The sequence below is a fragment of the Methylocaldum gracile genome (genome assembly GCF_053646815.1).
This window is the reverse complement of record NZ_CM132196.1, coordinates 813084-838147: the sequence shown is the minus strand read 5'-3', so window position 1 is coordinate 838147 and position 25064 is coordinate 813084. Positions and strand designations below refer to the sequence as shown.

At 55.7% G+C, this 25064-nt stretch carries 20 protein-coding genes; 6 read left to right on the top strand and 14 right to left on the bottom strand.

Features of this window, described 5'->3' with window-relative positions; genetic code table 11:
- Positions 1–159 precede the first annotated feature (159 nt).
- From hrcA to ggt, 6 genes are all read left to right on the top strand, one after another.
- The gene (gene hrcA, locus ACWJJK_RS03620) at positions 160–1218 is read left to right on the top strand and encodes a heat-inducible transcriptional repressor HrcA (RefSeq protein ID WP_077728362.1); all 1059 of its coding nucleotides are present in this window, start codon (positions 160–162) and stop codon (positions 1216–1218) included.
- 85 nt (positions 1219–1303) lie between these two features.
- Positions 1304–1921: a nucleotide exchange factor GrpE gene (gene grpE, locus ACWJJK_RS03615; protein ID WP_077728363.1), complete on the top strand. Its 618-nt coding sequence runs from the start codon at positions 1304–1306 to the stop codon at positions 1919–1921.
- A 76-nt stretch (positions 1922–1997) separates the two neighbouring features.
- Positions 1998–3926, top strand: a complete 1929-nt coding sequence (dnaK, locus tag ACWJJK_RS03610; protein ID WP_077728364.1) for a molecular chaperone DnaK — start codon at positions 1998–2000, stop codon at positions 3924–3926.
- Positions 3927–4149: 223 nt separating this feature from the next.
- Complete coding sequence (dnaJ, locus tag ACWJJK_RS03605) at positions 4150–5292, top strand: molecular chaperone DnaJ (protein WP_077728365.1); 1143 nt, start codon at positions 4150–4152, stop codon at positions 5290–5292.
- A 75-nt stretch (positions 5293–5367) separates the two neighbouring features.
- Entirely contained in the window at positions 5368–6174 is an 807-nt protein-coding gene (dapB, locus tag ACWJJK_RS03600; protein ID WP_156880173.1) for a 4-hydroxy-tetrahydrodipicolinate reductase, read from the top strand.
- Positions 6175–6208: 34 nt separating this feature from the next.
- Positions 6209–7954 carry a gamma-glutamyltransferase gene (ggt, locus tag ACWJJK_RS03595; protein WP_156880175.1) on the top strand — a complete coding sequence of 582 codons (1746 nt, stop codon included), beginning with the start codon at positions 6209–6211 and terminating at the stop codon, positions 7952–7954.
- A 331-nt stretch (positions 7955–8285) separates the two neighbouring features.
- On the opposite strand, the gene galU is transcribed toward ggt, so the two are convergent.
- The 14 genes from galU to ACWJJK_RS03525 form a co-directional block, all read right to left on the bottom strand.
- A complete protein-coding gene (gene galU, locus ACWJJK_RS03590; protein ID WP_077728368.1) occupies positions 8286–9164 on the bottom strand; it encodes a UTP--glucose-1-phosphate uridylyltransferase GalU in 879 nt (292 codons plus the stop codon).
- 28 nt (positions 9165–9192) lie between these two features.
- Positions 9193–9786, bottom strand: coding sequence for an adenylyl-sulfate kinase (cysC, locus tag ACWJJK_RS03585; RefSeq protein WP_077728534.1), 594 nt, complete (start codon positions 9784–9786; stop codon positions 9193–9195).
- 137 nt (positions 9787–9923) lie between these two features.
- On the bottom strand, positions 9924–10229 hold the full coding sequence (locus ACWJJK_RS03580) for a ComEA family DNA-binding protein (protein WP_077728369.1): 306 nt from the start codon (positions 10227–10229) through the stop codon (positions 9924–9926).
- Between the two features lie 490 nt (positions 10230–10719).
- Complete coding sequence (locus ACWJJK_RS03575) at positions 10720–11019, bottom strand: integration host factor subunit beta (protein WP_276205321.1); 300 nt, start codon at positions 11017–11019, stop codon at positions 10720–10722.
- 43 nt (positions 11020–11062) lie between these two features.
- On the bottom strand, positions 11063–12733 hold the full coding sequence (rpsA, locus tag ACWJJK_RS03570; RefSeq protein ID WP_077728370.1) for a 30S ribosomal protein S1: 1671 nt from the start codon (positions 12731–12733) through the stop codon (positions 11063–11065).
- A gap of 109 nt (positions 12734–12842) precedes the next feature.
- On the bottom strand, positions 12843–13511 hold the full coding sequence (cmk, locus tag ACWJJK_RS03565; protein ID WP_077728371.1) for a (d)CMP kinase: 669 nt from the start codon (positions 13509–13511) through the stop codon (positions 12843–12845).
- Positions 13508–14836, bottom strand: coding sequence for a 3-phosphoshikimate 1-carboxyvinyltransferase (aroA, locus tag ACWJJK_RS03560; protein ID WP_156880177.1), 1329 nt, complete (start codon positions 14834–14836; stop codon positions 13508–13510). Before aroA ends, cmk begins: the two co-directional genes overlap by 4 nt.
- 7 nt (positions 14837–14843) lie before the next feature.
- On the bottom strand, positions 14844–15713 hold the full coding sequence (locus ACWJJK_RS03555) for a prephenate dehydrogenase (RefSeq protein WP_086135203.1): 870 nt from the start codon (positions 15711–15713) through the stop codon (positions 14844–14846).
- On the bottom strand, positions 15710–16825 hold the full coding sequence (hisC, locus tag ACWJJK_RS03550; RefSeq protein ID WP_086135202.1) for a histidinol-phosphate transaminase: 1116 nt from the start codon (positions 16823–16825) through the stop codon (positions 15710–15712). Before hisC ends, ACWJJK_RS03555 begins: the two co-directional genes overlap by 4 nt.
- Positions 16826–16855: 30 nt before the next feature.
- Positions 16856–17962 (bottom strand): prephenate dehydratase, encoded by a 1107-nt coding sequence (gene pheA, locus ACWJJK_RS03545; RefSeq protein WP_077728375.1) that lies wholly within the window; start codon positions 17960–17962, stop codon positions 16856–16858.
- Between the two features lie 9 nt (positions 17963–17971).
- Positions 17972–19135 (bottom strand): phosphoglycerate dehydrogenase, encoded by a 1164-nt coding sequence (locus ACWJJK_RS03540; protein ID WP_086135201.1) that lies wholly within the window; start codon positions 19133–19135, stop codon positions 17972–17974.
- Between the two features lie 4 nt (positions 19136–19139).
- Complete coding sequence (gene serC, locus ACWJJK_RS03535) at positions 19140–20222, bottom strand: 3-phosphoserine/phosphohydroxythreonine transaminase (RefSeq protein ID WP_077728377.1); 1083 nt, start codon at positions 20220–20222, stop codon at positions 19140–19142.
- Positions 20215–22794, bottom strand: a complete 2580-nt coding sequence (gene gyrA / locus ACWJJK_RS03530) for a DNA gyrase subunit A (protein ID WP_156880179.1) — start codon at positions 22792–22794, stop codon at positions 20215–20217. Before gyrA ends, serC begins: the two co-directional genes overlap by 8 nt.
- 381 nt (positions 22795–23175) lie before the next feature.
- On the bottom strand, positions 23176–24831 hold the full coding sequence (locus ACWJJK_RS03525; protein ID WP_434131052.1) for a helicase HerA-like domain-containing protein: 1656 nt from the start codon (positions 24829–24831) through the stop codon (positions 23176–23178).
- Positions 24832–25064 lie beyond the last annotated feature (233 nt).

The following is a 25064-nucleotide window of genomic DNA, read 5'->3' as shown; positions in this document are numbered from 1 at the left end:
TATGGAAGCGTTCGCCATGTGGTGACCTAAGATTTACACCTAATTAGACGCCGCTTTGCTCGATATGGTATGAGCTTCTTGACACATTATCTAGGGGTTGCTAACTTTTTAGCACTCGATGGTCTCGAGTGCTAAAACCCCCACCATTCGAGGATACCGGTGCCTAAATATCCCCAATTGAGCGAGCGAGCCCAACACTTGCTTAAAGTGCTGGTGGAGCGTTATATCGGCGAAGGCCAGCCGGTTGGTTCGCGGGCTTTAGCGCGCGACACCGGCTTGAATTTAAGCCCGGCGACGATCCGCAACATCATGGCGGATCTCGAAGACATAGGGCTGATCACATCGCCACATACGTCAGCGGGACGCATGCCGACGGTAACCGGCTACCGTTTTTTTGTTGATACCTTGCTGACCATCAAACCTTTGCAGCAAGACATCATCCGACAGCTCCGCCAGGACCTGAATACTCAGGAAGATCCCGACGATTTGCTCGAAGCCGCCTCTCGCGTCCTCTCGGAAGTAACCCATATGGCGGGCCTCGTGATGTTGCCGCGCAGGGAGATAGTCACCTTCAGACACATCGAATTTATCCCGCTGTCCGGTCAACGCTTGCTGGTCATCCTGGTCACTAACGAACAGGAAGTCCACAACAAGATCATTCACTCACCCCGTCAGTTCACGCCTGCCGATTTGCAAGCGGCAGCAAATTTCCTCAATTCAACCTATGCAGGCAAGGATCTAACTGCGATCCGCGAGAGTCTATTTAACGACTTGCAGGAAATGCGGAATCGTTTAAGCCAGGAAATTATTGATGCGGCTGAAATCGCGGATTTGGCGCTTAAGGATAAAGGAAAACGTCGGAACCCGTTTGTGCTAACCGGCGAAATCAATCTGATGGATTTTGCCGATTTGGCCAATATGGAGCGGCTCCGTTCCTTATTCGAAACGTTTCATCAGAAGGAAGACTTAGTCCATCTACTAGACCGTTGCCTAGAAACCCCCGGCGTCAAGATCTTTATAGGCGAGGAATCCGGCTATCGTGCGCTGGATCAGTGCAGCCTGGTAACCGCCTCCTACTCTCTCAATGGCGAGGCGGTAGGCGTACTCGGCGTTATCGGCCCCACCCGCATGGCGTATGAGCGGGTCATTCCTTTGGTTGACATTACCGCGAAATTGTTGGGGGCCGCCTTGAATCAAAAATCGCTGACCCCATCTTAATTCTTAACCCATATTGGTAGAAATCGTCGACCTGTGTGCGTGCATAGGCACACGGGCTCATTATTTTTCGTTGAGGAGCAGTTATATGAGCAAAGACCAGGCTTCGCCCGAATCGGCGCCAAAGGCGCCAGATCAAGCGGAACAAGCCGCTTCTGTCGACACGGCAATCACAACGGAAGAAGGTGTTGTCGAACCAACGCCGATCGAGCAACTTGCACAGCAATTGACCGAAGCAACTCGCCGAGCGGAGGAGAATTGGGACAAATTCGTACGCACCCAGGCCGAGTTGGAGAATTTGCGCCGACGCTCGGAAAAAGAACTCCAGAATGCCAATAAATATGCTCTGGAGAAATTTTCGAAGGAGCTATTGACCGTGGTCGATAGCCTCGAACTCGGGCTGCAAGCGGCCGTCGGAGAGACCTCGGATGTGGTGAAATTGCGCGAAGGCATGGAGCTCACGCTAAAGCAGCTGAATTCGGTACTGGAAAAATTCAGCGTCCGAGCAGTGGATCCCATAGGCGAAAAGTTCAATCCGGACTTACACCAGGCCATGGCGATGCAACCGACCACTGATATCGAGCCCAATACGGTGGTAAAAGTTTTCCAAAAAGGATATCTCCTCCATGATCGCCTGTTACGTCCGGCCATGGTGGTTATTGCCCAAGCCGCCGCAGAATCCACGCGCATCGACGAGCAAGCTTGAAATCAGCCTTGGCGCCCCCATATTAACGCTAAACCCACACCTAACCCACAAGCTATTGATTAATTTGGAGAATTAAATGGCGAAGATTATTGGCATCGATTTGGGCACCACCAATTCCTGTGTGGCCATTCTTGAAGGGGGCAAACCGCGCGTCATCGAAAATGCCGAAGGCGCTCGCACCACCCCCTCGGTCGTGGCCTTTACGGCCGATAACGAGGTACTGGTCGGGCAGTCCGCTAAGCGGCAGGCGATCACCAATCCCAAGAATACCTTATATGCCATAAAGCGGCTTATCGGACGCCGCTTCAAGGATTCTGTGGTTCAAAAAGACATACATCTTGTGCCGTACAAGATTGTCGAAGCCGATAACGGCGACGCGTGGGTCGAAGTCAACGGCAAAAAAATGGCCCCCCCGGAAATTTCGGCACGCGTATTGATGAAGCTGAAAAAGGACGCCGAAGCGTTTCTCGGCGAGGAGATCAAAGAGGCGGTCATCACCGTACCCGCGTACTTTAACGACTCCCAACGCCAAGCAACGAAAGACGCCGGCCGCATTGCTGGGCTCGATGTCAAGCGCATCATCAATGAGCCGACCGCCGCAGCCATGGCCTTCGGTCTGGACAGAAAGCACGGAGACATCAAAGTTGCGGTCTACGATCTCGGCGGCGGTACGTTCGATATTTCCATCATCGAAATTGCCGAAGTCGACGGTGAGCATCAGTTTGAAGTACTTTCCACCAACGGCGACACCCATCTTGGCGGCGAAGACTTCGACCTGCGCATCATCGATTACATCTGCGACGAGTTTAAGAAAGAGAACGGCATCGACCTGCACAATGATCCGTTGGCTCTGCAACGCCTGAAGGAAGCGGCGGAAAAGGCGAAGATCGAGCTGTCTTCGAGCCAGCAGACCGACATCAACCTGCCCTACGTCACGGCCGATGCGAGCGGGCCCAAGCATCTCAATATGAAGCTTACCCGTGCCAAGCTCGAATCCTTGGTCGAGGATCTGATCTTGAAGACAAAAGGCCCGTGCGAAACCGCGCTCAAGGATGCTGGCCTCAAGCCCAGCGAAATCAACGAGGTTATCCTCGTCGGTGGGCAGACGCGCATGCCGAAAGTTCAGGATTTCGTGAAGGACATCTTCGGCAAAGAGCCTCGCAAGGACGTCAATCCGGATGAAGCGGTGGCGCTCGGTGCGGCGATCCAAGGCGGCGTTCTGGGTGGACAGGTCAAAGACGTACTGCTGCTGGACGTCACTCCGTTGTCTCTAGGCATCGAGACCTTGGGCGGCGTCATGACCAAGCTGATCGAGAAGAACACCACCATCCCCACCAAAACCGGGCAGGTCTTCTCGACGGCCGAGGACAACCAAACCGCGGTTACGATTCACGTCCTGCAGGGCGAACGTGAAATGGCGAAAGACAACAAGTCTCTCGGCAAATTCGATCTGACCGACATCCCGCCGGCTCCGCGCGGCATACCGCAGGTCGAAGTGACTTTCGATATCGACGCCAACGGCATCCTGCACGTGTCGGCCAAGGACAAGGCTACTGGCAAGCAGCAATCGATCCGCATCACCGCCTCCAGCGGCCTGACCGAGGACGAGATCAAGCGTATGGTCAAGGATGCGGAACTGCATGCCGAAGAAGACAAGAAACTGCACGAACTGGTAACTGCGCGCAATAACGCAGACGCCATGATCCATGCAACGAACAAGACGCTGCACGAACTTGGCGATAAAGTGGAAAGCGACGAGCGCAGCAAAATCGAAGGTGCGATTAGTGAATTGAAGACCGCCATGAACGGTGACGATAAGGCGGAAATCGAGCGAAAGACTGAACATCTGACCGAGCTTTCGGGTAAACTGGCGGAACGCTTATACGCACAGAAAGGCGAGACAGCTGGTTCGCCCGGCGCTGAAACCGAACAACCGACGGAAGCCAAGGCAGGCGAAGATGTCGTCGATGCCGAATTCGAAGAAGTGAAAGAGGATCGGAAATAAGGCCTTATCGCTCGGTTTGGCACTGTGCCATGAATGCAGATGAGCGGAAGCAAACTGCTCTGCTCATCCGCCCTCCTCTCCTAAGTTTATGCGTAAAGCAGTCGAGCTTTCGGGTGAGGGAAGGTGGCGAGGAATTAACGCCTGAGTATTTCGGGCAAGTTTGATGCGTCCTGCGCATTGACTCCAACTTAGCCGCAGGCAAAGCCCTGCGGCTCTTTATGTTATGGCGAAAGAAGATTATTACGAACTTTTAGGCGTGGCGCGAAACGCGAGCGATAGCGACATCAAAAAGAGCTTTCGTCGCTTAGCGATGAAATATCATCCAGATCGCAACCGCGACAATCCGAAAGCGGAAGAGCAGTTCAAAAAGATCAAGGAAGCCTACGATGTGCTTTCCGATCCGAAGAAGCGTTCCGCTTATGATCAATTCGGCCATGCCGGAGTTGATCCATCCATGGGCGCAGCCGGTGGGTTCGGCTTTACCGGCGAAAGTTTCAGCGACATCTTCAGTGATGTCTTTGGTGATATCTTCGGTGGCGGTGCGACAGGCCGAAGACGGGGCAGTCGCGTGCAACGCGGTGCCGATCTTCGCTATAACCTGGAGATCACCCTCGAGGAAGCGGTCGCGGGCACCGAAGTCAAGATCCGCGTACCGACCTTCGTAACTTGTGACGAATGCAATGGCACCGGCGCCAAGAAGGGCACGGGACCCACGACCTGCTCTACTTGCCAGGGCCATGGCGCCATCCGCATGCAGCAAGGCTTCTTCGCCGTGCAGCAAACCTGCCCGACCTGTCACGGTACGGGCCAGCAAATAAAGGATCCTTGTCGCGTCTGTCACGGGCAGGGACGTGTTCAGGAAACCAAAACGCTATCGGTCAAGATCCCGCCAGGTGTGGACACGGGGGATCGTATCCGTTTGGCCGGCGAAGGCGAAGCGGGAGAAAGCGGAGGACCACCGGGCGACTTGTACGTACAAATCTCCGTTAAAGAGCACCCGATTTTTACCCGGGATGGTGCCAATCTCTATTGTGAGGTTCCGATCAGCTTCCCGACCGCTTGTTTGGGCGGCGAACTGGAGGTTCCAACGCTCGATGGCAAAGTGGTACTTAAGATTCCCGCGGAAACCCAAACCGGCCGGCTGTTCCGGCTGCGCGGCAAAGGGGTAAAACCGGTGCGCGGCGGCCCGCAGGGCGATCTGTTGTGCCGAGTCCGTATCGAAACGCCGGTACATCTCAATAAGGACCAGATCGAGTTGATCAAGAAACTGGACGACTCCCTGAGCGGGGGCGGCAGTCATCACAGTCCACAAGCCCATGGCTGGCTCGACGGAGTGAAACAGTTTTTCGACAAACTCGGGCTTTAATTGCCGGATTGTCGAAACGCCGCAAGGCCACTGATCGACACAAAAATACCAAAGCCATATCTCAGGAAAACCATAATGATCAAAGTTGGAATCGTCGGAGCCGCTGGTCGCATGGGACAAGCCTTGATACGCGCCTGCCTCGACACCAACGGAATGCTCCTGACAGCCGCGGTGGAGAGAAAAGGCAGCCCCGAAACGGGGAAGGACGCCGGAGAGCTTGCCGGACTGTCGAAGCTCAACATCCCCGTGGTTGACGACCTGAGCCGCGTCATCTCGGGCCTCGATGTCGTCGTCGACTTCACTCGCCCCGAGGCAACCATGGAACATCTCGCGGTGTGTCGGGAGCACGGTAAACGACTCGTTATCGGTACGACTGGCTTCACGCCTGAACAGAAAGCGGATATCGAACATATCGCACTTACGATGCCGCTCGTACTAGCACCGAACATGAGCGTAGGGGTAAATCTTTGCCTCAAACTGTTGGAAATCGCTGCGAAGGTCATCGGCGAGCAAACCGATATCGAGATCATCGAGGCCCATCACAGGCATAAAGTGGATGCCCCCTCCGGGACGGCATTACGTATGGGCGAGGTCGTGGCCGCCGCACTCGGCCGAGATCTGCGCGAATGCGCCGTCCATGGACGGGAAGGCTACACCGGGGAACGCGATCCCAAAACGATAGGCTTTTCCGTGATTCGGGCTGGCGATATCGTGGGCGAACATACCGTGATGTTCGCCGACGAAGGCGAGCGCGTCGAAATTACCCATAACGCGACCAGCCGCATGACCTTTGCCAAGGGAGCCATGCGCGCCGCCATTTGGCTTATGGACAAAACGCCGGGCATTTACGACATGCAGGACGTACTGGGGCTCAAGGCCTAACGGCTTACCTTCGCCTTAACGTGACAATTAGGTAATGGACAGTCGATTCCGTCCGTACTCTCCATGGGTCAACCGCCAAGTCAACACGCTTAAACTTCTTAGCAGGTCGTTTCTTAAGCCGCGGCTAATCCGGCTCACTTTCTGCCTTATCTTTTTCTTGCCGGTAGCGACGGCTGCTCCGCCACAAGCTGCCATCGCCAGCGCGCACCCGCTCGCCACGGAAGCCGGTTTTGAAGTTCTGGATAAAGGCGGTAATGCGTTCGATGCCGCGGTGGCCATTAGTGCAGCGCTCGCAGTGGTCGAACCTGCGGGATCGGGGCTCGGCGGCGGCGGCTTTTGGCTTCTTCATCGAGCGTCCGACGGCAAAACGGTGATGCTGGACGGTCGAGAGCGGGCTCCCTTCGCGGCCCGGCCCGACATGTACCTCGATGACGAAGGAAAAGCCGTGCCCAACAAATCAGTCAACGGAGCTCTTTCGGCGGGCATTCCAGGCATGCCGGCCGCGCTCGCGCATCTTGCCCGGCATTACGGACGACTCCCACTCTCTAGCGACTTAGCGCCGGCTATTCGCTATGCCGAAGACGGATTTCCCATAAGTGAACGTCATTGTCGACTACTGTCATTTCGCGCCGACATACTGCGCGGGTCGAAAGCAGCAGCCAACGTTTTTCTAGTCAACGGGAAGGTGCCCGAGCCCGGTGCGCTTTTGAAGCAAAAGGAACTCGCGAATACGCTCAAGCAGTTCGGCGAATCCGGCAACATCGGCTTTTATAACGGCGATACCGCGAAAAGATTAGTCGAAGGCGTCCGAAGTGCCGGCGGCATTTGGACCTTACAAGACTTGTCCAATTATCGTGTAGTCGAGCGGGAGCCAATTCAAGGCTTCTACCGTGGAATACGCATAACCGCGCCACCACCGCCTTCCGCGGGCGGGATCGGCTTGATCGAAATCCTGAACATATTATCCGGCTACGATCTGAAAGCCGTCGACAGCACTACCCGCAAGCATCTCATAGTCGAAGCCATGCGGCGCGCCTATCACGACCGCGAGCGATTCCTGGGTGATCCCGATTTCGTAATGATGCCGCTACGTCGGTTACTCAGCCCGAATTATGCCGCCGGTTTACGCGCGGCGATACACCCGAGCCGAGCACTCCCGAGTCTGTATTTAAGTCAGTTCAACGCCCCTGAGCCGGATGGCGAAAACACCACTCATTTTTCCGTTCTAGACAGGGAAGGCAATCGTGTCGCCGCCACTCTAAGCATCAACTATCCTTTTGGCTCCGGATTTATGCCTCCTGGCACCGGCGTATTGCTGAACGACGAGATGGATGATTTTGCCGCTCATCCCGGCTCAAGCAATGTTTACGGATTGGTAGGCGGTGAGGCTAACACCATTGCACCCGGTAAACGGATGCTGTCCAGCATGACGCCGACGTTTGTTGAGGACCAGCATCGCATAGGCATGATCGGAACCCCCGGCGGAAGCCGTATCGTCTCCATGGTACTGCTAGCCGTTTTGGATTTCGCCGAAGGCCACACACCGGATTCTTGGGTGTCCATTCCTCGATTTCACCATCAATATCTACCGGATGTTATCCAATACGAACCCGGCGGCCTAACCGAGGAGGAGCAAGTGGAACTTAAGAAAAGGGGGCATGAGTTGAAACCCATCGGTCGCCGCTACGGTGACATGCAATCGGTTCTCTGGGACAAGAGCATTAATCGCGTTTACGCCGCCAGCGATCCGCGAGGCGAAGGCTTGGCCAAACTGAAATAGAGTGTTTCGCTGTTGTCCGAGGACTTGCGTTAACTGGACCTATGCGTCGCTTTTTCCGACACTGCATTGACGCGCGTTCGCGCAGCGCTCTCTATATTTGAATGGTCAATAACGCTTACGAAGCATTGTTTAAGTCTTGGCGGTCGAGAGAGATCACTCGACCGCCACGCTCACCTCAAAGCTTGGCATCGGGCCGCACAACGCGCGACGTCTGAGTTCGTAAAAAATCGCACGGACGATGCACTGATTTTAGATGTCCGACCTTACCTAGACCCTCCGCTACTTCCGCGTATGGGAATTCCATCCGCCCGGTGACGCCCTTCAGGCGCTACTACGACAACTTGAGAGTGGTCAAATAGTCCTTAAAGCTATCACTCAGTTCTGGATGTTTCAGACCCTGCTCTACCGTTGCGATCAAATATCCGAGCTTTGAACCGCAGTCATAACGTTTACCATGGAATTCATAAGCTAGAACCGGTTCCTCGTGCAGCAGCATCGCAATAGCATCGGTAAGTTGAATTTCGCCCCCGGCCCCTTTAGCCACGTTATCGAGTTTGTCAAAAATGGCAGGGGTTAAAATGTACCGGCCAACTACCGCCAAATTCGAAGGTGCATTTTCTGGCTTCGGTTTCTCGACGATTTGCTCCAACTTTCCAATGTTGTCTTGAATCAGATTAGCTTTAACAATGCCATAGCTTTGAGTTTCCGAAGGAGCGATCCTCTCAACTCCCAGCACCGAACACTGCCATTCGTCGAAGATTTTAACCATCTGCGACAGACAGCCGGTATGGCCATCGTCGATCATGTCGTCAGCCAGCAACACGGCGAAGGGTTCATCTCCAATCACAGCCCGAGCACAATTGACTGCGTGCCCCAAGCCCAAGGCTTCCGCTTGGCGAATGTAAACGCAAGTGACATGAGGCGGGACGATGTTTTGAACAATCCGCAAGATCTCCGACTTACCGCGGTTGGCCAACTCGGTTTCAAGTTCGTAGGCCTTGTCGAAATGATCTGAAATTGCCCTTTTCGTCCGGCTGGTAATGAACACCATGACGTCGACCCCGGCCGCAACCGCTTCTTCCACGGCATATTGGATCAATGGCTTGTCTACAATAGGCAACATTTCTTTCGGGCTCGCCTTAGTGGCTGGAAGAAATCGCGTTCCTAGGCCGGCAACCGGAAAAACTGCTTTTCTTACAATCCTCTTCATTGTTTGCTTTGCTCTTTACTCAACCAAATTAAATCTTGTGTTTATCCTCGAGATATCGAAGCACTATCTGAGCACATGTATCCAAAGAGTCGACACCTGAATGTAAGGTAATTTCAGGATTTTCTGGCTCCTCGTACGGAGAAGAGATGCCTGTAAAATCAGGAATTTCGCCAAGTCGAGCCCTCTTATACAAACCTTTGACGTCACGATTTTCGCACACCTCTACCGATGCATCGCAGTAAACTTCGATGAAATCTCCCTCACCGACTAGTGATCTCACCATTTGTCGGTCCCGTCGAAACGGGGATATAAAAGCCGTCAGAGCAATAACGCCTGCATCGATGAACAGCTTACTCATCTCGCCGATGCGGCGGATATTTTCCCGTCTGTCTTCTATACTGAACGCTAAATCAGAGCAAAGTCCATGCCGTACGTTATCGCCATCGAACACGTAGGTACGACATCCCCGTTCGAACAGCAGCTCTTCGACACGATGAGCCAAGGTCGATTTACCGGCCCCGGAAAGGCCGGTAAACCATAAAATAAAGCTTTTGTGCCCATTAAGCCGCTCTCGCTTTTCTCGTGTTACGGACGCGTTGTGCCATACGATGTTTGAACTCATAGAAATCACTTTCACTCGTTTTAATTCCCTCGAGTATTTTAGCCTTGAGTTCGATGGCGCTCACCAAGGATGGAAATTTATTTTTCAAAAAAAAGGCTCCACGAAGGAGCCTTTCGGAATCGATAGTCGATTTTTGATTATTTGGCCTTGGCAGATGCCGCTGCCGAATTTGGTGCTTCAGCGCCGACAGTAATCTTGTCGCGGTTCTTTTCGATTGTCGCGGTGCCAATTCCTTTGACACGCGCCAAATCATCCGCCGACTTAAATTTGCCGTTTTTTTCACGATCCTGAATAATCGCTTCCGCTTTTGCCTTGCCTACACCGTTTAAACTTTGGGCAAGCTGGTCGGCCGTAGCGGAATTAATATCTACTGGTTCAGCTGATACGCACCACGCACAGCTAAAAAGCATTAATGCAAATATAACTTTCCTAAGCTTCAACATGACGGCTCCTGTAGGTTGCAAATATGTTGCAAGCTTAAAGCTAGCAGTCGATGCCGCATATGCAATTGAAATTACTGTAGGAATTTTCGGATTTTTGCGTAAGCTTTTGCCGACAAGTCATTTAGGCAGTGCTTTACAGATGAGAGACCGATGAAAGCAGCGCTTGGGTTCTGTTACTGCCGAAGCGGACAGTATTGGAGGCGTTCTCATAGACACCTTCAAGGCAGTTGATAGGCGTGGTTGCTGACACTCCAGCGCATTCCACTGCACTTTCCAAGATTGACTTGTCGCCGGACCCAGACGATCCCAGTGCAGCAATGCACGTCGGAGCACGTCACGGCTGGATGGCAATTTTTGTGAGGAAGGACTTACACCGGCTGGTGTGCTAAACAGAATATGCTAGGACAGAGACAGAGGGACGGAGACGCAATACGATGCCTTTAATGGACCAAATCTATATCGCCTAATTTGTGGCGGCCTCAGGGGCAACTCAACTCCGCGCTTGATTGACTCGATCTCGCAGTTCTTTGCCAGGCTTAAAATGAGGTACAAACTTGGAAGCCAACTCGACTGAGTCGCCTGTTTTTGGATTCCGCCCCATCCTCGGTGGACGATAATGCAGCGAGAAACTCCCGAACCCTCTAATTTCGATGCGCTCGCCCGATGAAAGGGCATGGGTCATATGTTCGATCATTCCTTTTACCGCCAACTCGACATCCTTAAACGCCAAGTGGCCGTACTTCTCTGCTAAGAGATTGATCAATTCTGACTTTGTCACTGTCATTTCCATAAATAGCGGGGGGCAGTGTGTCCGCCCCCCTTGCTTGACCTGACTATTTATTTTCCATCTGTTCCTTGAAGATATCTCCCAAAGTAGGCATACCGGAGGAAGATTGCTGTGAGTACCCCTTGATTGCAGCAGCTTCCTCTTCTTGATCCTTCGCCTTAATCGAGAGAGTAATGGATTTGTTTTTCTTGTCGACCCCGATGAACTTCGCTTCGACTTCGTCGCCTACCTTCAACTGGGTACGAGCGTCTTCTACTCGATCGCGAGAAATTTCGGACGCGCGGAGATAGCCTTCAACACTGTCAGCCAGGGTGATAACTGCCCCCTTAGCGTCGACTTCCTTGACAACCCCGTTGACAATGCTGCCTTTCTCGTGGGTCGCCAAGTAATTCTGGAAGGGATCCTGCTCCAACTGCTTTATGCCGAGCGAGATTCGTTCCCGCTCAGGATCGATGGCCAGGATGATGGTCTCCACTTCATCGCCTTTCTTGTACTGGCGAATCGCTTCTTCGCCCGGAATGGACCAAGAAATGTCCGACAGATGCACCAGACCGTCGATAGCACCTTCCAGTCCGATGAAAATACCGAAATCGGTAATCGACTTGATGCTGCCCTTAATCTTGTCGCCCTTCTTGTGGCTCGCAGCAAATTCTTCCCAAGGATTGGGCTTGCACTGCTTCATGCCGAGAGAAATGCGACGACGCTCCTCGTCGATGTCGAGTACCATGACCTCGACTTCCTCACCCAACTGGATAACCTTGGCCGGGTTGACGTTCTTGTTGGTCCAATCCATCTCGGATACGTGAACGAGGCCTTCGACGCCCTCTTCCAACTCGACGAAACAGCCGTAATCCGTAAGGTTGCTGACCTTTCCGAAAAGGCGCGTGCCCGGCGGATAACGACGTGCGATATTCAGCCACGGATCCTCTCCCAGCTGCTTCAAGCCAAGCGAGACGCGATTCTTTTCCTGATCAAACTTAAGTACCTTGACCTGGATTTCTTGACCGATCTGAACGGCTTCCGAGGGATGCCGCACTCTCTTCCAAGCCATATCGGTAATGTGGAGCAGGCCGTCGATGCCGCCGAGATCGATAAAGGCGCCATAATCGGTCAGGTTCTTCACCACGCCCGTGACGATCGCACCTTCTTTCAGGTTCTCGAGCAACGCTTCCTTCTCGGCGCTGAACTCGGATTCCACTACGGCGCGGCGGGAAAGCACAACATTATTGCGCTTTTGGTCGATCTTGATGACCTTGAATTCGAGGTCGCGCCCTTCCAAGTAGGACGTGTCGCGGACCGGACGCACATCGACCAGAGATCCGGGCAAAAAGGCGCGCAACGCACCGACGGCCACCGTGAAGCCTCCGCGTACCTTGCCCGTAATTCTACCGACCACGGTCTCATTCTTCTCGTACGCCTGTTCGAGCTCTTGCCATGCCTTCAACCGCTTTGCCTTGTCGCGGGACAACAGCGTAGCCCCTAAACCGTCCTCCAGCATGTCGAGCGCCACTTCGACCGTGTCGCCGATCTGTACTTCGATTTGTCCGTCGGAATTCAAGAACTGCCATTTGGGTATGACGCCTTCCGACTTCAATCCCGCATTGACTACGACCACATCGGGGCCGATATCGATTACGGTGCCCGTGATGATGCTGCCTGGGCGCATTTCCGCCTGAGCCAGACTCTCTTCAAACAATTGTGCAAAGCTATCGCTCATAAAACGAACTTGGTTCTAACAGCCAAGTTTCCCTAGCCGTTTGGGTTAATTGGTTAAACAAATTGCCGAGCAAACGCCGGCAACGCCTCAAAAATTACCGATTACGATCTTACCTACCGCCTATAATATCGAGACATCGGGCGATAACTTGATCAATCGTGAGATCGGACGAATCAATCAGAACAGCGCCATCCGGTACAGTCAGCGGCGCCTCAGCACGTTCCTTGTCGCGCCGGTCCCGTTCTTCAATCTCTTTCGTTAAGCGTTCAAGGTTAACATCAGCCCCCTTCTCTTTCAACTGCTTATGCCGCCTTTTTGCGCGCACTTCCGCGCTGGCAGTTAAAAATATCTTATACGGGGCGTCGGGAAAAACGACTGTGCCCATGTCGCGGCCGTCTGCGACCAAGCCGGGTTCTCGCTGAAAATCGCGCTGCTTCTGCAAGAGTGCCTGTCGTACCGGTCCATAAGCGGCGATCTTCGAAGCCGTGTTGCCGCAGTCTTCCGTCTGGATTTGACAGGCAATATCCTGGCCGTTCAGAAGGATGCGCGGCGGATCGTTCGCCTCGAATTGAAGATCCATCGACCGAGCGACACTGACAACGGCGTCGACATTGTGGGGGTCGATCGCAGCCTGGGTAACGGCGAAGGCCAATGAACGGTAGATGGCCCCGCTGTCCAAGAAATGCCAGCCCAGCGTCTTGGCCAACGCACGGCTCACCGTCCCCTTGCCGGCACCGCTCGGCCCATCAATGGTGATCACCGGCACCTTCGTTGTCATAGGATTTCGCCGAAAATGGCAGAGATGTTTAGGCCCATATCGCGCGCCAACTCCACGAAGCTCGGAAAGGATGTATTGACGTTCGCGCAGTCGTCGATTTCGATCAGGCCGGCGGCCCGCAGCGCGGCAACAGAAAATGCCATGGCAATACGATGGTCGCCGTGGGAATTTACTTTCCCCCCGGACAGTTTTCCGCCCCGTACAATCATACCATCCGGCGTCGGCTGGGCGTCGATGCCCAAGGCTTGCAAACCGTCAGCCATTACTTGGATACGATCGCTTTCCTTGACCCGTAGTTCCTCGGCGCCGGTCAATCGAGTTTCCCCCTCGGCGCAAGCCGCGGCGACAAACAGAACCGGAAACTCGTCGATCGCCAAAGGCACCAATTCTTGCGGAATCTCGATCCCGCGCAGGCGACTTGAACGGATGCGGATATCCGCAACCGGCTCACCGCCCATCTCGCGGACATCGACGACCTGAATATCCGCCCCCATCAGACGCAGAATGTCCAAAACCCCGGTACGAGTCGGATTCACGCCCACATGCCGGAGGGTGACATCGGCATCTTCGCCGATTGCTGCGCCGACCATGAAAAATGCCGCCGATGATATGTCGCCAGGCACATCGATGTCGCAGGCAACAAGTCTCCCGTCCGGCTGTACGCATACGGTATCGCCTTCACGAACCACCGGATAGGAAAATCCGGCCAACATGCGCTCGGTATGATCGCGCGTAGGAGCCGGCTCGCGCACACACGTTCTACCGGCGGCGTAAAGCCCGGCCAAGAGAAGACAGGACTTGACCTGGGCACTGGCCACCGGCATATCGTAGTGAATCCCCCTCAGCTTGATGCTGCCTCTAATCTTGAGCGGAGCGGTTCCCGCCTCGGTAGTTTCCACCACTGCGCCCATCGTACGTAGCGGCTCGGTTACTCGCTTCATGGGGCGGCGGGAAAGAGAAACGTCGCCGGTCAAAACCGAGTCAAAATGCTGCCCCGCCAACAGACCGCAAAGGAGACGCATCGACGTGCCCGAATTCCCCAGGTACAACGGTTCTTTGGGCGCACGCAACCCATGCAGCCCCACACCTCGAATGCACACCTGCCCGTCTTGCGGGCCCTCGATGTCGACGCCCATCGCCCGAAACGCATTCATAGTGGCGAGGCAATCTTCCGCTTCCAAAAAGCCGGTGACGCGGGTCGTGCCTTCGGCCAGCGCACCCAACATGATGGATCGATGGGAGATGGATTTATCGCCGGGCACCCGGGCCTCTCCGCGAAGCGTGCCACCCGGCTGCACCCGAAAGCTGATCGTGTTGTTCTGCATGGACCTGTTATTTTTCAAGTTGATCTAAGAATCGTTGTCGCGCACTGCGGGCTTCGGAGAATAAAGAATAGAGTTCGTCCTCGGCCCCTCTCGAAATCAGACCAGCGGCCACACTAAGCTCTTCGCGGAACTGATGGATCAAGGATACGATTTGCCGCCGGTTCGCGAGGCAGATATCCAGCCACATTTTCGGATCGCTGGACGCGATACGGGTAAAGTCCCGAAATCCGCCAGCGGCATACTGAAAAATTTCCTGCTGCTCGTCTTTCTTACCTAGCATGTAAGTCAGCGTAAAGGCCAACACGTGAGGCAAATGGCTGGTCGCGGCCAACACTTCGTCGTGATGGGCTGGCTCCATTTCCGAAACCTTGGCTCCTATCGCTCGCCAAAAACGCTCAACCCGCTTGATGGCCAGCGGCGACGTGTTGTTTAGAGGCGTCAGGATAACTCGCTTGCCCTGATACAAATCGGCGGTCGAGGCATCCACACCGCTCCGTTCGGCTCCCGCGATCGGGTGGCCTGGCACAAAATTGTCGGGAATTTCACCAAAAACTCTTTCGGCGGATTCGATGACATTACACTTCGTGCTGCCCGCGTCCGTAACGACCGCTCGGGTGGACCATACCGGCTTCAACGCGCTAAAAATGGCATCAAAGGTCCCGACCGGGGTCGCGATCATCACCAAATCGGCACTTGCAGCGCCTTGCGATGTATCGGAATATCCGACGTCGATGACACCGCATTCCAATGCGTTTCGCAAGTTATCGGTATCGGCATCGACGCCCACGATTTCATGGCAGAGCCCTTTGGCGCGCGCGGCACGCGCCACCGATCCGCCGATCAGCCCCACGCCGATGATGCATAGACGCTCGATCATAAGGCCAAGACACGGTCCAGTGCGGCCAGGAAAATCCGGTTTTCTTCCTCGGTACCGACGGTGACCCGCAAATGATTGGGAAGCCCGTAATTGGCAACCGGCCGAACGATGACGCCCTGCCGTAACAGCGCCTCGTAAACCGGGGCTGCCGGTCTTCCCATGTCGACCATAATGAAGTTGCCGACCGAAGGAATGAAGCTTAAGTCGCGCTCGGTGAAGGCTTCGCTTAGTCGACGCAAGCCCTCTCGATTCAAGCTAACCGAACGGGTCAGATGATCGTTGTCGTCGAGTGCAGCCTTGGCGGCTTCCAAGGCCAGAGAATTGACGTTGAACGGTTGCCGCACGCGATTCAAAAGATCGGCAATCGCTGGGCTCGACACCGCATACCCGACCCGCAGCCCCGCCAGTCCATAGGCTTTGGAAAAAGTCCGGATCACGATCAAATTGGGAAAATCGGACAGCCACTCTATGCAATCGGGATAGTCGGGAGCTTCAACATATTCGAAATACGCCTCGTCCACAACGGCGATGACATGCTCGGGAAGGTCGCCGAGAAAACCGCACAACTCCGATTTCGTCAAATAGGTCCCGGTCGGATTATTGGGATTGGCAATGAATACGACCCGCGTCGATTCATCAACTGCCTGGGCCATGGCTTGCAAGTCATGGCCATAACGCGGCCCGTGAGAGCCATCATGGGCCGGTGCAACGACCGCCTGTGCGCCGACGGCTTGCGTCACGATGGAATAAACCGCAAAGGCATATTCGGAATAGATCGCTTTCGACTGCGGGGACAGGAAAGCGCGGGCCACCAACTCCAGTGCGTCGTTGGAACCGTTACCCAAGGTAATCTGTTCGGGTCGGACATCGAGTTTGCGCGATAATGCGGCCTTGAGCTCGAAACCGCTGCCGTCCGGGTATAGGTGGATTTCGGATGATGCACGACGTGCTGCTTCGAGCGCCTTCGGGCTAGGCCCTAGAGGGTTCTCGTTCGATGCCAATTTGACGATATTGCGTAGCCCTAACTCCCGTTCCAGTTCACTGATGGGTTTGCCGGGCAGGTAAGGCGTGAGCGCCCGAACTCCGGGAACGGCTAAATGTTCTGCTTTCATAAAGATGAATCGAATACTAGGATCGAACGATCAAGACGAGGCCCGAGGATAAGAACCGAGAATTTTCAACATCGTGACGCTTTTCTCAACTTCCTTTAATGCCTCCGCCAATCGAGGTTCATTCCGGTGTCCTTCCACATCGACGAAGAAGACATAGTCCCACGTACCCCGGCGAGACGGTCGGGATTCGATTTTGGTCATGCTGATGCTGTGCCTCGCAAAAGGCTCGAGGACAGCATAAAGAGCGCCGGGATTGTTCCGGGTCGAGAGGAGTAACGACGTCTTATCGTTTCCGGTGGCTCCGACCGGATTCCGCCCGATCACCAAGAACCGCGTGGTATTGTCCGGCTCGTCTTCGATGTTGCGCTCCAGAACATTGAGTCCATACAGCTCGGCCGCCACTTCCCCCGCTATGGCCGCGGTATTCGGCATGACAGCGGCAAGTCGTGCCGCCTCGGCATTGCTGCTGACGGCGGTCTTCCGAACGTTCGGAAGATAACGATCCAGCCATTCGCGGCATTGAGCGAGAGATTGTTGATGGGAGAAAACTTCACGTATTTCTTCGGAGCTACTCAACTTGCTCATCAGGTTGTGGTGAATACGCAGCCCCACCTCGCCGGCGATGAGCAAAAAGGATCGCAAAAAGCTATCCAGGGTGTGGGTGATCACCCCTTCGGTAGAATTTTCGACGGGCACCACGCCGTACTGGCAGGCGCCGCTTTCGACAGCCCGGAAAATTTCGTCGATAGCCGGCAAGGGCACCGCCTGAATGGCATGGCCGAAGTGTTTGTAAGCGGCCTGCTGCGTAAACGTGCCCTGAGGACCGAGAAAAGCAACGGTCAACGGTTTTTCCAAGGCCAGGCATTCCGACATGAGCTCGCGGAAAAAACGGGTGACTGCTTCCTGGCTCAAAGGACCGCTATTGTTTTCGGCGATGCGCCGCAGCACTTCCGCTTCCCGCTCGGGGCGGTGAAAACAATCGACCTCGCCCGCCGCCGTCTTGATTTCGGCAACTTGCTGGGCGCAGCGCGCACGCTGGTTCAACAGCTCCAAGATCCGATCGTCGATCGCATCGATCTCCTTGCGGAGGTGAAGCAACGCAGTATCGACAGTCGATGTATTGTTCGAATTCTCCATGACAACTCGTTATATGACGCGGGCGGAAAGCACTCCCTTGATGGCCCGGATATGTTCCAGCGTTTCGGCGGGCACCTCGGTATTGAGGTCGATGAGCGTATAAGCAAGTTCACCTCTCGACTTGTTCAACAAATCGAGAATATTGAGGTTGGCGTCGGCCAGCGCACCGGAAATCTGCCCTACCATCTTGGGCACGTTCTCATTCGCTATTCCGAGGCGGACGCCCTCGGTCCGCGGCATGACCACGTCCGGAAAATTCACCGAGTGTCGGATGTTACCGTTTTCCAGAAAATCCCGCACTCTATCGGCCACCATTACCGCACAGTTTTCCTCGGCTTCGGCGGTGGAGGCACCGAGATGCGGAAGTACGACTGCGTGGGGATGGTCCAGCATGGCGCGCGAAGGAAAGTCGCATACATAAGCGGCGAGATGGCCTGCGTTCAGAGCGCCGTACACGCTGGCGTCGTCCACGATGCCGGCGCGAGAAAAATTGAGCAAGACCGCCCCTTTCTTCATGATGCCGATTCGTGCCGCATTGACGAGGTGGCGCGTCTGATCGTTCAGCGGCACGTGCAAGGTCAGGAGGTCGACCTTCGCAATCAAATCGTCGATGCTCGCGGCCCGCGCAACCGACGAAGACAGCTGCCAGGCGCTTTCGACGGTAAGCAGCGGATCGTAACCGATCACATGCATGCCCAAACCCGTCGCCGCATTGGCCACTCTTACGCCAATAGCGCCCAGTCCCAAAACCCCCAAGGTCTTGCCCGCCAGCTCGAAACCGGCGAATTGTTTCTTAGTTTTTTCGACGCGGTGATGAATCGTCTCGTCGTCGCCCTCCAACTGGCGGGCAAAGTCCCAAGCCGTACAAATGTTGCGGGCCGCCAATAGCATCCCCGCAATGACCAACTCTTTCACGGCATTGGCGTTGGCGCCCGGTGCATTGAACACCGGAATGCCGCACTTCGAATACTCCGCGACGGGAATGTTGTTCACCCCGGCGCCGGCACGTCCCACCGCCTTCACCGATTCCGGGATGGGCACGCCGTGGAGGTTATGGGAGCGCAGCAGTATCGCGTCGGGATGCTGAATTTCCGACGCAATCTCGTAACGGTCGCGGGGCAGTCGCTCTAATCCGGCCACCGAGATGTTGTCGTAGGTGAGAATCTTGAACATGAAACTATCCGTGTCTGCGCTCGAACTCGCGCATGAATTCGATTAAGGCATCGACTCCTTCTTCAGGCATCGCGTTGTAGATGCTAGCCCTGAATCCACCTACCGACCGGTGCCCCTCCAGGTTCACTAATCCTGCTGCTTTGGCTTCGGCCAAAAACGTTTTTTCCAGGTCCGCTTTCGCCAGCCGGAACGGGACGTTCATGCGGGAACGATAAGCCGGCTGGATGGGGTTCGAATAGAACGTCGAACCGTCGATAGCGGCGTACAGTTTTTCCGCCTTACGGATATTGCGCGCTTCGACGGCAGCCAATCCGCCCTGATCCCTCAGCCACTCCAACACCAGGCCCAGCAAATACCAGTTGTAGGTCGGCGGCGTATTGAGCATGGAACCGCTGTCCGCCTGCTTCTTATAGTCGAAGATCGACGGCGTACCAGTCAGGGCCTGCCCGATCAGATCTTCGCGCACGATCACCACGACGATACCGGCCGGCCCCATGTTTTTCTGCGCGCCGGCGTAAATCAGGCCGAATCGGCCGACATCCAGCGGGCGCGACAGGATATTGGACGACATGTCGCAAACCAGCGGCAGCCCGGCCGAGTCAGGAACATCCTGGAATTCGACCCCGCCGATGGTTTCGTTGGCGGTGTAATGGAGATAAGCCGCATCCGGATCGATGCGCCAATCGGAGCGAGGCGGAACAGTCGTAAAGCCGCTTTCCTTGGAACTCGCCGCAATAGCGACCGAGCAGTACCGCTCGGCCTCGGAAACGGCCTTCTCCGACCAGAGGCCGGTATTGACATAGCAAGCCTTGAATTTTCCCCGAAGAAGATTCATTGGGACCGCCGCGAATTGTCCGGTCGCGCCACCTTGTAAAAACAAGACTTTGTAATTCGCCGGAATCGTCAGAAGCTCGCGCAGGTCCGCCTCGGATTTCTCGGCGACGGCGACAAAATCTTTGCCGCGGTGACTCATTTCCATGATCGACATACCAGTGGAATGCCAATCCGGCAACTCTTCGCGCGCGCGGAGCAACACCGGCTCGGGAAGCATGGACGGTCCCGCGCTGAAATTGTAAACCCTAGCCATCGTCGCCCTCCTGGTCTTCATCCGTTTCCGCCAACTCGTCGTTTTCGCCCTCAAGGACCGGAATCCTGTCCACTCCGACGACTTTTTCACCCGGACTGAGGCGGATCACCGTCACGCCTTGAGTATTGCGCCCGAGTTCCCGAATCTCTTCGACCCGCGTCCGCACCAGCGTGCCGGCATCGGTGATCAGCATGATCTCGTCCGAATCCTGAACGAGTACGGCGCCGACTACCGAACCGTTACGTTCGCTGGTTTGGATGGCGATCACGCCTTGGCCGCCGCGGCGGTGTATCGGAAAGTCGCTCAGCGCCGTACGCTTGCCGAACCCGTTTTCGGTAATGTTCAGCACCGAACCCTCGGTGCCGATGATGAGGGCAATGATCTTCTGGCCGTCGTGCAGCGTCATGCCGCGGACGCCGGTTGCGCCACGCCCCATGGGCCGCACGTCCTCTTCCTCGAAGCACACGGCCTTGCCCGCATTGCTGAACAGCATGACATGCTGCTTGCCGTCTGTGATGGCCACGTTCACCAAGTGATCGTCCTGCCGCAGATCGATGGCGATTTTCCCGGACGGGCGCGGACGCTCGAACTCCCGCAGCCCCACTTTTTTGACGATACCCGAGGCGGTCGCCATGAAAACGTAATGGCTTTCGTCGAATTCCCGAATCGGGAGGATGGCATTGATGCGCTCGCCCTGCTCCAGCGGCAGCAGATTGACGAAAGGCTTGCCGCGCGACACGCGGCTGGCCGAAGGCAGCTCGTAGACCTTGAGCCAGTACACCTTGCCCACGCTCGAAAAGCACAGAATGGTGTCATGGGTGTTGGCCACGATGAGTTTTTCGATGAAATCCTCTTCCTTGGTGGTCGCCGCCGCCTTGCCGCGCCCGCCCCGCCGTTGCGCCCGGTAGGCGCCGAGCGGCTGCGATTTCACGTAGCCTTCGTGGGAAACCGTGACCACCACGTCTTCCTCGGTGATCAGATCTTCCGCGGACAAATCGAGACGGTCCTCGATGATTTCGGTGCGACGCTTGTCGCCGAACTGGTCGCGGATGGCGACAAGCTCGTCGCGGATGACTTCCATCAATCGCTTGTCGCTGGCCAAAATTTCGAGGAGCTCGTCAATCTGCGCCAACAGCTGCTTGTATTCATCGATGATCTTGTCCTGCTCCAGCCCGGTCAGGCGGTGCAGACGGAGATCCAAAATTGCCTGCGCCTGCTCCGGCGACAGGTTGTAACCGTGTTCGGTCAGACCGTAACCGGCCGCGAGGTTTTCCGGACGGGACCGCATTGCGTCTTCCGCCCTGGCCAGAAGATCCGAAACCACGCCGGGACGCCAGGTGCGCTCCAATAGCCGCTGTTTCGCTTCCGCAGGATTGGGCGACGTCTTGATCAGTTCGATCACTTCGTCGATATTCGCGAGAGCGACGGCCTGACCTTCCAGGATATGCGCACGTTCGCGCGCTTTTCGAAGATCGTACAGCGTGCGCCGGGTGACGACTTCGCGGCGATGATCGATAAACGCCGCGAGCAACTCCTTGAGGTTCAGACAGCGCGGACGTCCGTCCAGCAAGGCCACGGTATTGATGCCGAACACGCTCTGCATGGCGGTCTGCTGATAGAGATTGTTCAGCACCACTTCCGGCACTTCGCCGCGCTTGAGTTCGATCACCATGCGCATGCCGTCCTTGTCCGACTCGTCGCGCAGCCCGGAAATGCCCTCCAGCTTCCCCTCCTTGGCCAGCTCGGCGATTTTTTCCATGAGCCGGGCCTTGTTCACCTGATACGGCAACTCGCTGACGATGATGCTGGTGCGTCCGCCGTCTTCCTCGAAATCGCAGCGGGCACGGATGTAAATGCGGCCCCGGCCGGTGAGATAAGCTTCACGGATGCCGCTCGCCCCATTGATGATGCCGGCCGTGGGAAAATCCGGTCCCGGGATGTGTTCCATCAGTTCGGCGATGCCGGCATCCGGATTCTCTATCAGCAACAAGCAGGCGCTGATGACTTCGGTGAGATTGTGGGGCGGGATATTCGTCGCCATGCCCACCGCGATGCCTGCCGAACCGTTGATGAGCAAGTTCGGAATGCGCGTGGGCAGTACCGAAGGCTCTTTTTCGGATTCGTCGTAGTTCGGGATGAAATCGACCGTCTCTTTCTCGAGATCGGCGAGCAATTCGTGCGCAATGCGGGCCATGCGCACTTCGGTATAACGCATGGCCGCCGGCGGATCGCCATCGACCGACCCGAAATTGCCCTGACCGTCGATCAACATATAGCGCAGCGAAAACGGCTGGGCCATGCGCACGATCGTGTCATACACCGCGGCGTCGCCGTGCGGATGGTATTTACCGATGACGTCACCCACGACGCGGGCAGACTTCTTGTAAGGCTTATTCCAATCGTTGCTCAGCTCGTGCATGGCGTAAAGCACGCGCCGATGTACCGGCTTCAAACCGTCACGCACATCCGGCAAGGCGCGCCCCACGATCACGCTCATGGCGTAATCGAGATAGGACTGTTTCATCTCGTCTTCGAGACTGACCGGAATAATTTCTTTGGCGAAGGAAGTCATGAGGGAGTGCTGTACCGTAAAGGAGCCGCGCCGCTTCAGATACGCCGCGTAAATAACCAACCGGCATTATAACCGTTGAGGCGTGGCCGCTCCACTAAAGCAGGAACGACAGTTGTTCACCGTCCCTGTGCATAAGATTGTGGGCCGACCTTAGATAGGCAATCTAAATCATTGTTAACCCGGCCTATAAATATAGGCCGGGTTAATCCGGGGCAGGGATGCCCCGGCGCGGCGACAAGCCGCGTGAGCCCAGGCCGGGCGTGTACCGGGCCTGGGCGGCGGCCCGAAAATGCCAGGAGGGTATTTACAGGCCTGATTAATAATACCCAAGACATTCAAGAAAATGGCGGAAATCTGGTCAGTACCGGACAAGCACCCGGCTTACCGCCCCTGCCGCCTCCATCGATCGACGATGCCCTCGATGTCTAAATCTTCCGGACCGGACTTCCACGCCGAATAGAAATCCGCGTCGTTGCTGTTGGGCGTCGGGTCGGGCTTATAAATCTGGGTCCGGGTAGGGAGTGGGATGGCCTCGCCGAGGATCATGGCCTCGCCCCGGCTGAGAGACGTCAGGATATCGACCAAATCGGACTCGCCCTCCGGCACCAGCTTGCGCACATAGTCCTGGTCGTCGGGATTGGTAATGCGCAGGCAGATGTACGTGCCGCATTGCGACAATACCGTTTCCGACAACTCGTGGGGCCGCTGACTGATAACCCCCAAACCGACACCGTACTTGCGCCCTTCCTTGGCGATCCGCTCCATGGTCTTGCGAGTGCCTTCAAACTGGGTGTTGGACTCACGGGGAATATAGGCATGAGCTTCTTCGCAGACCAGGAGAATGGGAAACTCTCGGTTGAACGGGTTCCAGTAATTGAACTCGAAGGCCAAGCGCCCGATCTGCGCGGAAACGGTCGGACGCACGTCGAAAGGTACCGGGCTCAAGTCGATAATCGTGATCTGACATTTGGGGTCGCCCAATCCGACGAAATCCCGCAGCAGCCCGGGCAGACTCTCCGAGCGGTTCCGTCTTACCGGATTGAGCAGAAAATCATAGCGCACGTCATTGAGCCGGCTCAGCAGCTTGACCAGAAACTCGTCGAACTGGCCGAACAGCGGGCCTTTGGTCTTGCCGAAATCGGTGCGGAATTCATTGGCTTCCTTGAAGCTGTCGTAAACCTCCTGTAACGAGAAATAAATTGGCGAGTCGAGCGAGATTGTTTCCAAATCCAGGGATTTCGCCGATTTTTTCTTCAACTCGTAAATCGTCTCGCGCAGGAAAGCAGTCTGTATGGCAGCTCCCGGGTCGTTGCGATCGATCAGCAGGTCGAGCAACTCGGCGAAAGTCATCAGCCAATAAGGAATTTCCAGGGCTCGGGCGTCGAGATAACGCGTCTGTTCCGGCTTAAAGGCGGAATGGAGAGCCCTGCTCCTATCCTTCCAGCAATATTCGCCGTGCAAATCGAGCAGGATGATATGCGCGTTGGGCATGGCATCGACCATGCACTGAATCAAACTTGCCACCGACCATGACTTGCCGGAGCCGGACTGCCCGAGAATAGCGAAATGGCGACTGCACAAAGCCGACGGATCCAGGTAAACGCCGGTCGAGGGATGGCTGCGGAGATAGCCGGGATTGAACCGATACTGCCGGTAATTCGCGAAAATCGAATCGATCTCGTCCTCGGCCACGATGTGCACTTCGGCGCCGGGTGTCGGAAAATGCCTTACACCGCGCTGGAACACGCCTTCATCGGTAATTTGTCCGAGCGGCGTAAGCGCGACCAGGCTGCCGGCCGCGGAACGGCATATTCGACCACCGGAACGATCTGCTTCTACATGATTGATCAGCGCCAAGGATCGAAAACCGTGCTGACGGATCGATACGTAAGATCCCGGTTGTCCGACCACTTTGAGCTCACCGTCCACCGACACAGTCGGGCAAAAGCCTTCTTCCTCGCTCAATAGCTTGGCTACGAATTGACCGTTGCGAACTTCCAGCAAATGACCAATCAGCGTATCGGTGTGTTCGGACATAACGGACCCCTAAAAAGCGCCTGTAAGAAAACCGGAGCCTCCAGCCGGTTCGGTCCGACGGCTGGGAGCCGCCGCTCGCTCCGATCCCGACAGTCACTGTAGAACTTCTGGAGAACTGGCCCAAAAGTTAGACCAGTTCGGCGAATATGCGAATCGGGCCGGTGCGATTCGGCCTGCGCCGCCGCTCTTGGCGCCGCTCGCTTCCTACTATCCGAACTGCCTCGCTGGCAGTA

Bases quoted from the DNA above. Each gene is read 5' to 3' on its own strand.
- pheA (WP_077728375.1), bottom strand. From the start codon at position 17,962: ATGGAGAATTCGAACAATACATCGACTGTCGATACTGCGTTGCTTCAC.
- ACWJJK_RS03540 (WP_086135201.1), bottom strand. From the start codon at position 19,135: ATGTTCAAGATTCTCACCTACGACAACATCTCGGTGGCCGGATTAGAG.
- ACWJJK_RS03525 (WP_434131052.1), bottom strand. From the start codon at position 24,831: ATGTCCGAACACACCGATACGCTGATTGGTCATTTGCTGGAAGTTCGC.
- dnaJ (WP_077728365.1), top strand. From the start codon at position 4,150: ATGGCGAAAGAAGATTATTACGAACTTTTAGGCGTGGCGCGAAACGCG.
- ACWJJK_RS03580 (WP_077728369.1), bottom strand. From the start codon at position 10,229: ATGTTGAAGCTTAGGAAAGTTATATTTGCATTAATGCTTTTTAGCTGT.
- galU (WP_077728368.1), bottom strand. From the start codon at position 9,164: ATGAAGAGGATTGTAAGAAAAGCAGTTTTTCCGGTTGCCGGCCTAGGA.
- aroA (WP_156880177.1), bottom strand. From the start codon at position 14,836: ATGCAGAACAACACGATCAGCTTTCGGGTGCAGCCGGGTGGCACGCTT.
- ggt (WP_156880175.1), top strand. From the start codon at position 6,209: ATGGACAGTCGATTCCGTCCGTACTCTCCATGGGTCAACCGCCAAGTC.
- hisC (WP_086135202.1), bottom strand. From the start codon at position 16,825: ATGAAAGCAGAACATTTAGCCGTTCCCGGAGTTCGGGCGCTCACGCCT.
- cysC (WP_077728534.1), bottom strand. From the start codon at position 9,786: ATGAGTTCAAACATCGTATGGCACAACGCGTCCGTAACACGAGAAAAG.
- cmk (WP_077728371.1), bottom strand. From the start codon at position 13,511: ATGACAACGAAGGTGCCGGTGATCACCATTGATGGGCCGAGCGGTGCC.
- rpsA (WP_077728370.1), bottom strand. From the start codon at position 12,733: ATGAGCGATAGCTTTGCACAATTGTTTGAAGAGAGTCTGGCTCAGGCG.
- grpE (WP_077728363.1), top strand. From the start codon at position 1,304: ATGAGCAAAGACCAGGCTTCGCCCGAATCGGCGCCAAAGGCGCCAGAT.
- dnaK (WP_077728364.1), top strand. From the start codon at position 1,998: ATGGCGAAGATTATTGGCATCGATTTGGGCACCACCAATTCCTGTGTG.
- gyrA (WP_156880179.1), bottom strand. From the start codon at position 22,794: ATGACTTCCTTCGCCAAAGAAATTATTCCGGTCAGTCTCGAAGACGAG.
- dapB (WP_156880173.1), top strand. From the start codon at position 5,368: ATGATCAAAGTTGGAATCGTCGGAGCCGCTGGTCGCATGGGACAAGCC.
- ACWJJK_RS03555 (WP_086135203.1), bottom strand. From the start codon at position 15,713: ATGATCGAGCGTCTATGCATCATCGGCGTGGGGCTGATCGGCGGATCG.
- ACWJJK_RS03575 (WP_276205321.1), bottom strand. From the start codon at position 11,019: ATGGAAATGACAGTGACAAAGTCAGAATTGATCAATCTCTTAGCAGAG.
- serC (WP_077728377.1), bottom strand. From the start codon at position 20,222: ATGGCTAGGGTTTACAATTTCAGCGCGGGACCGTCCATGCTTCCCGAG.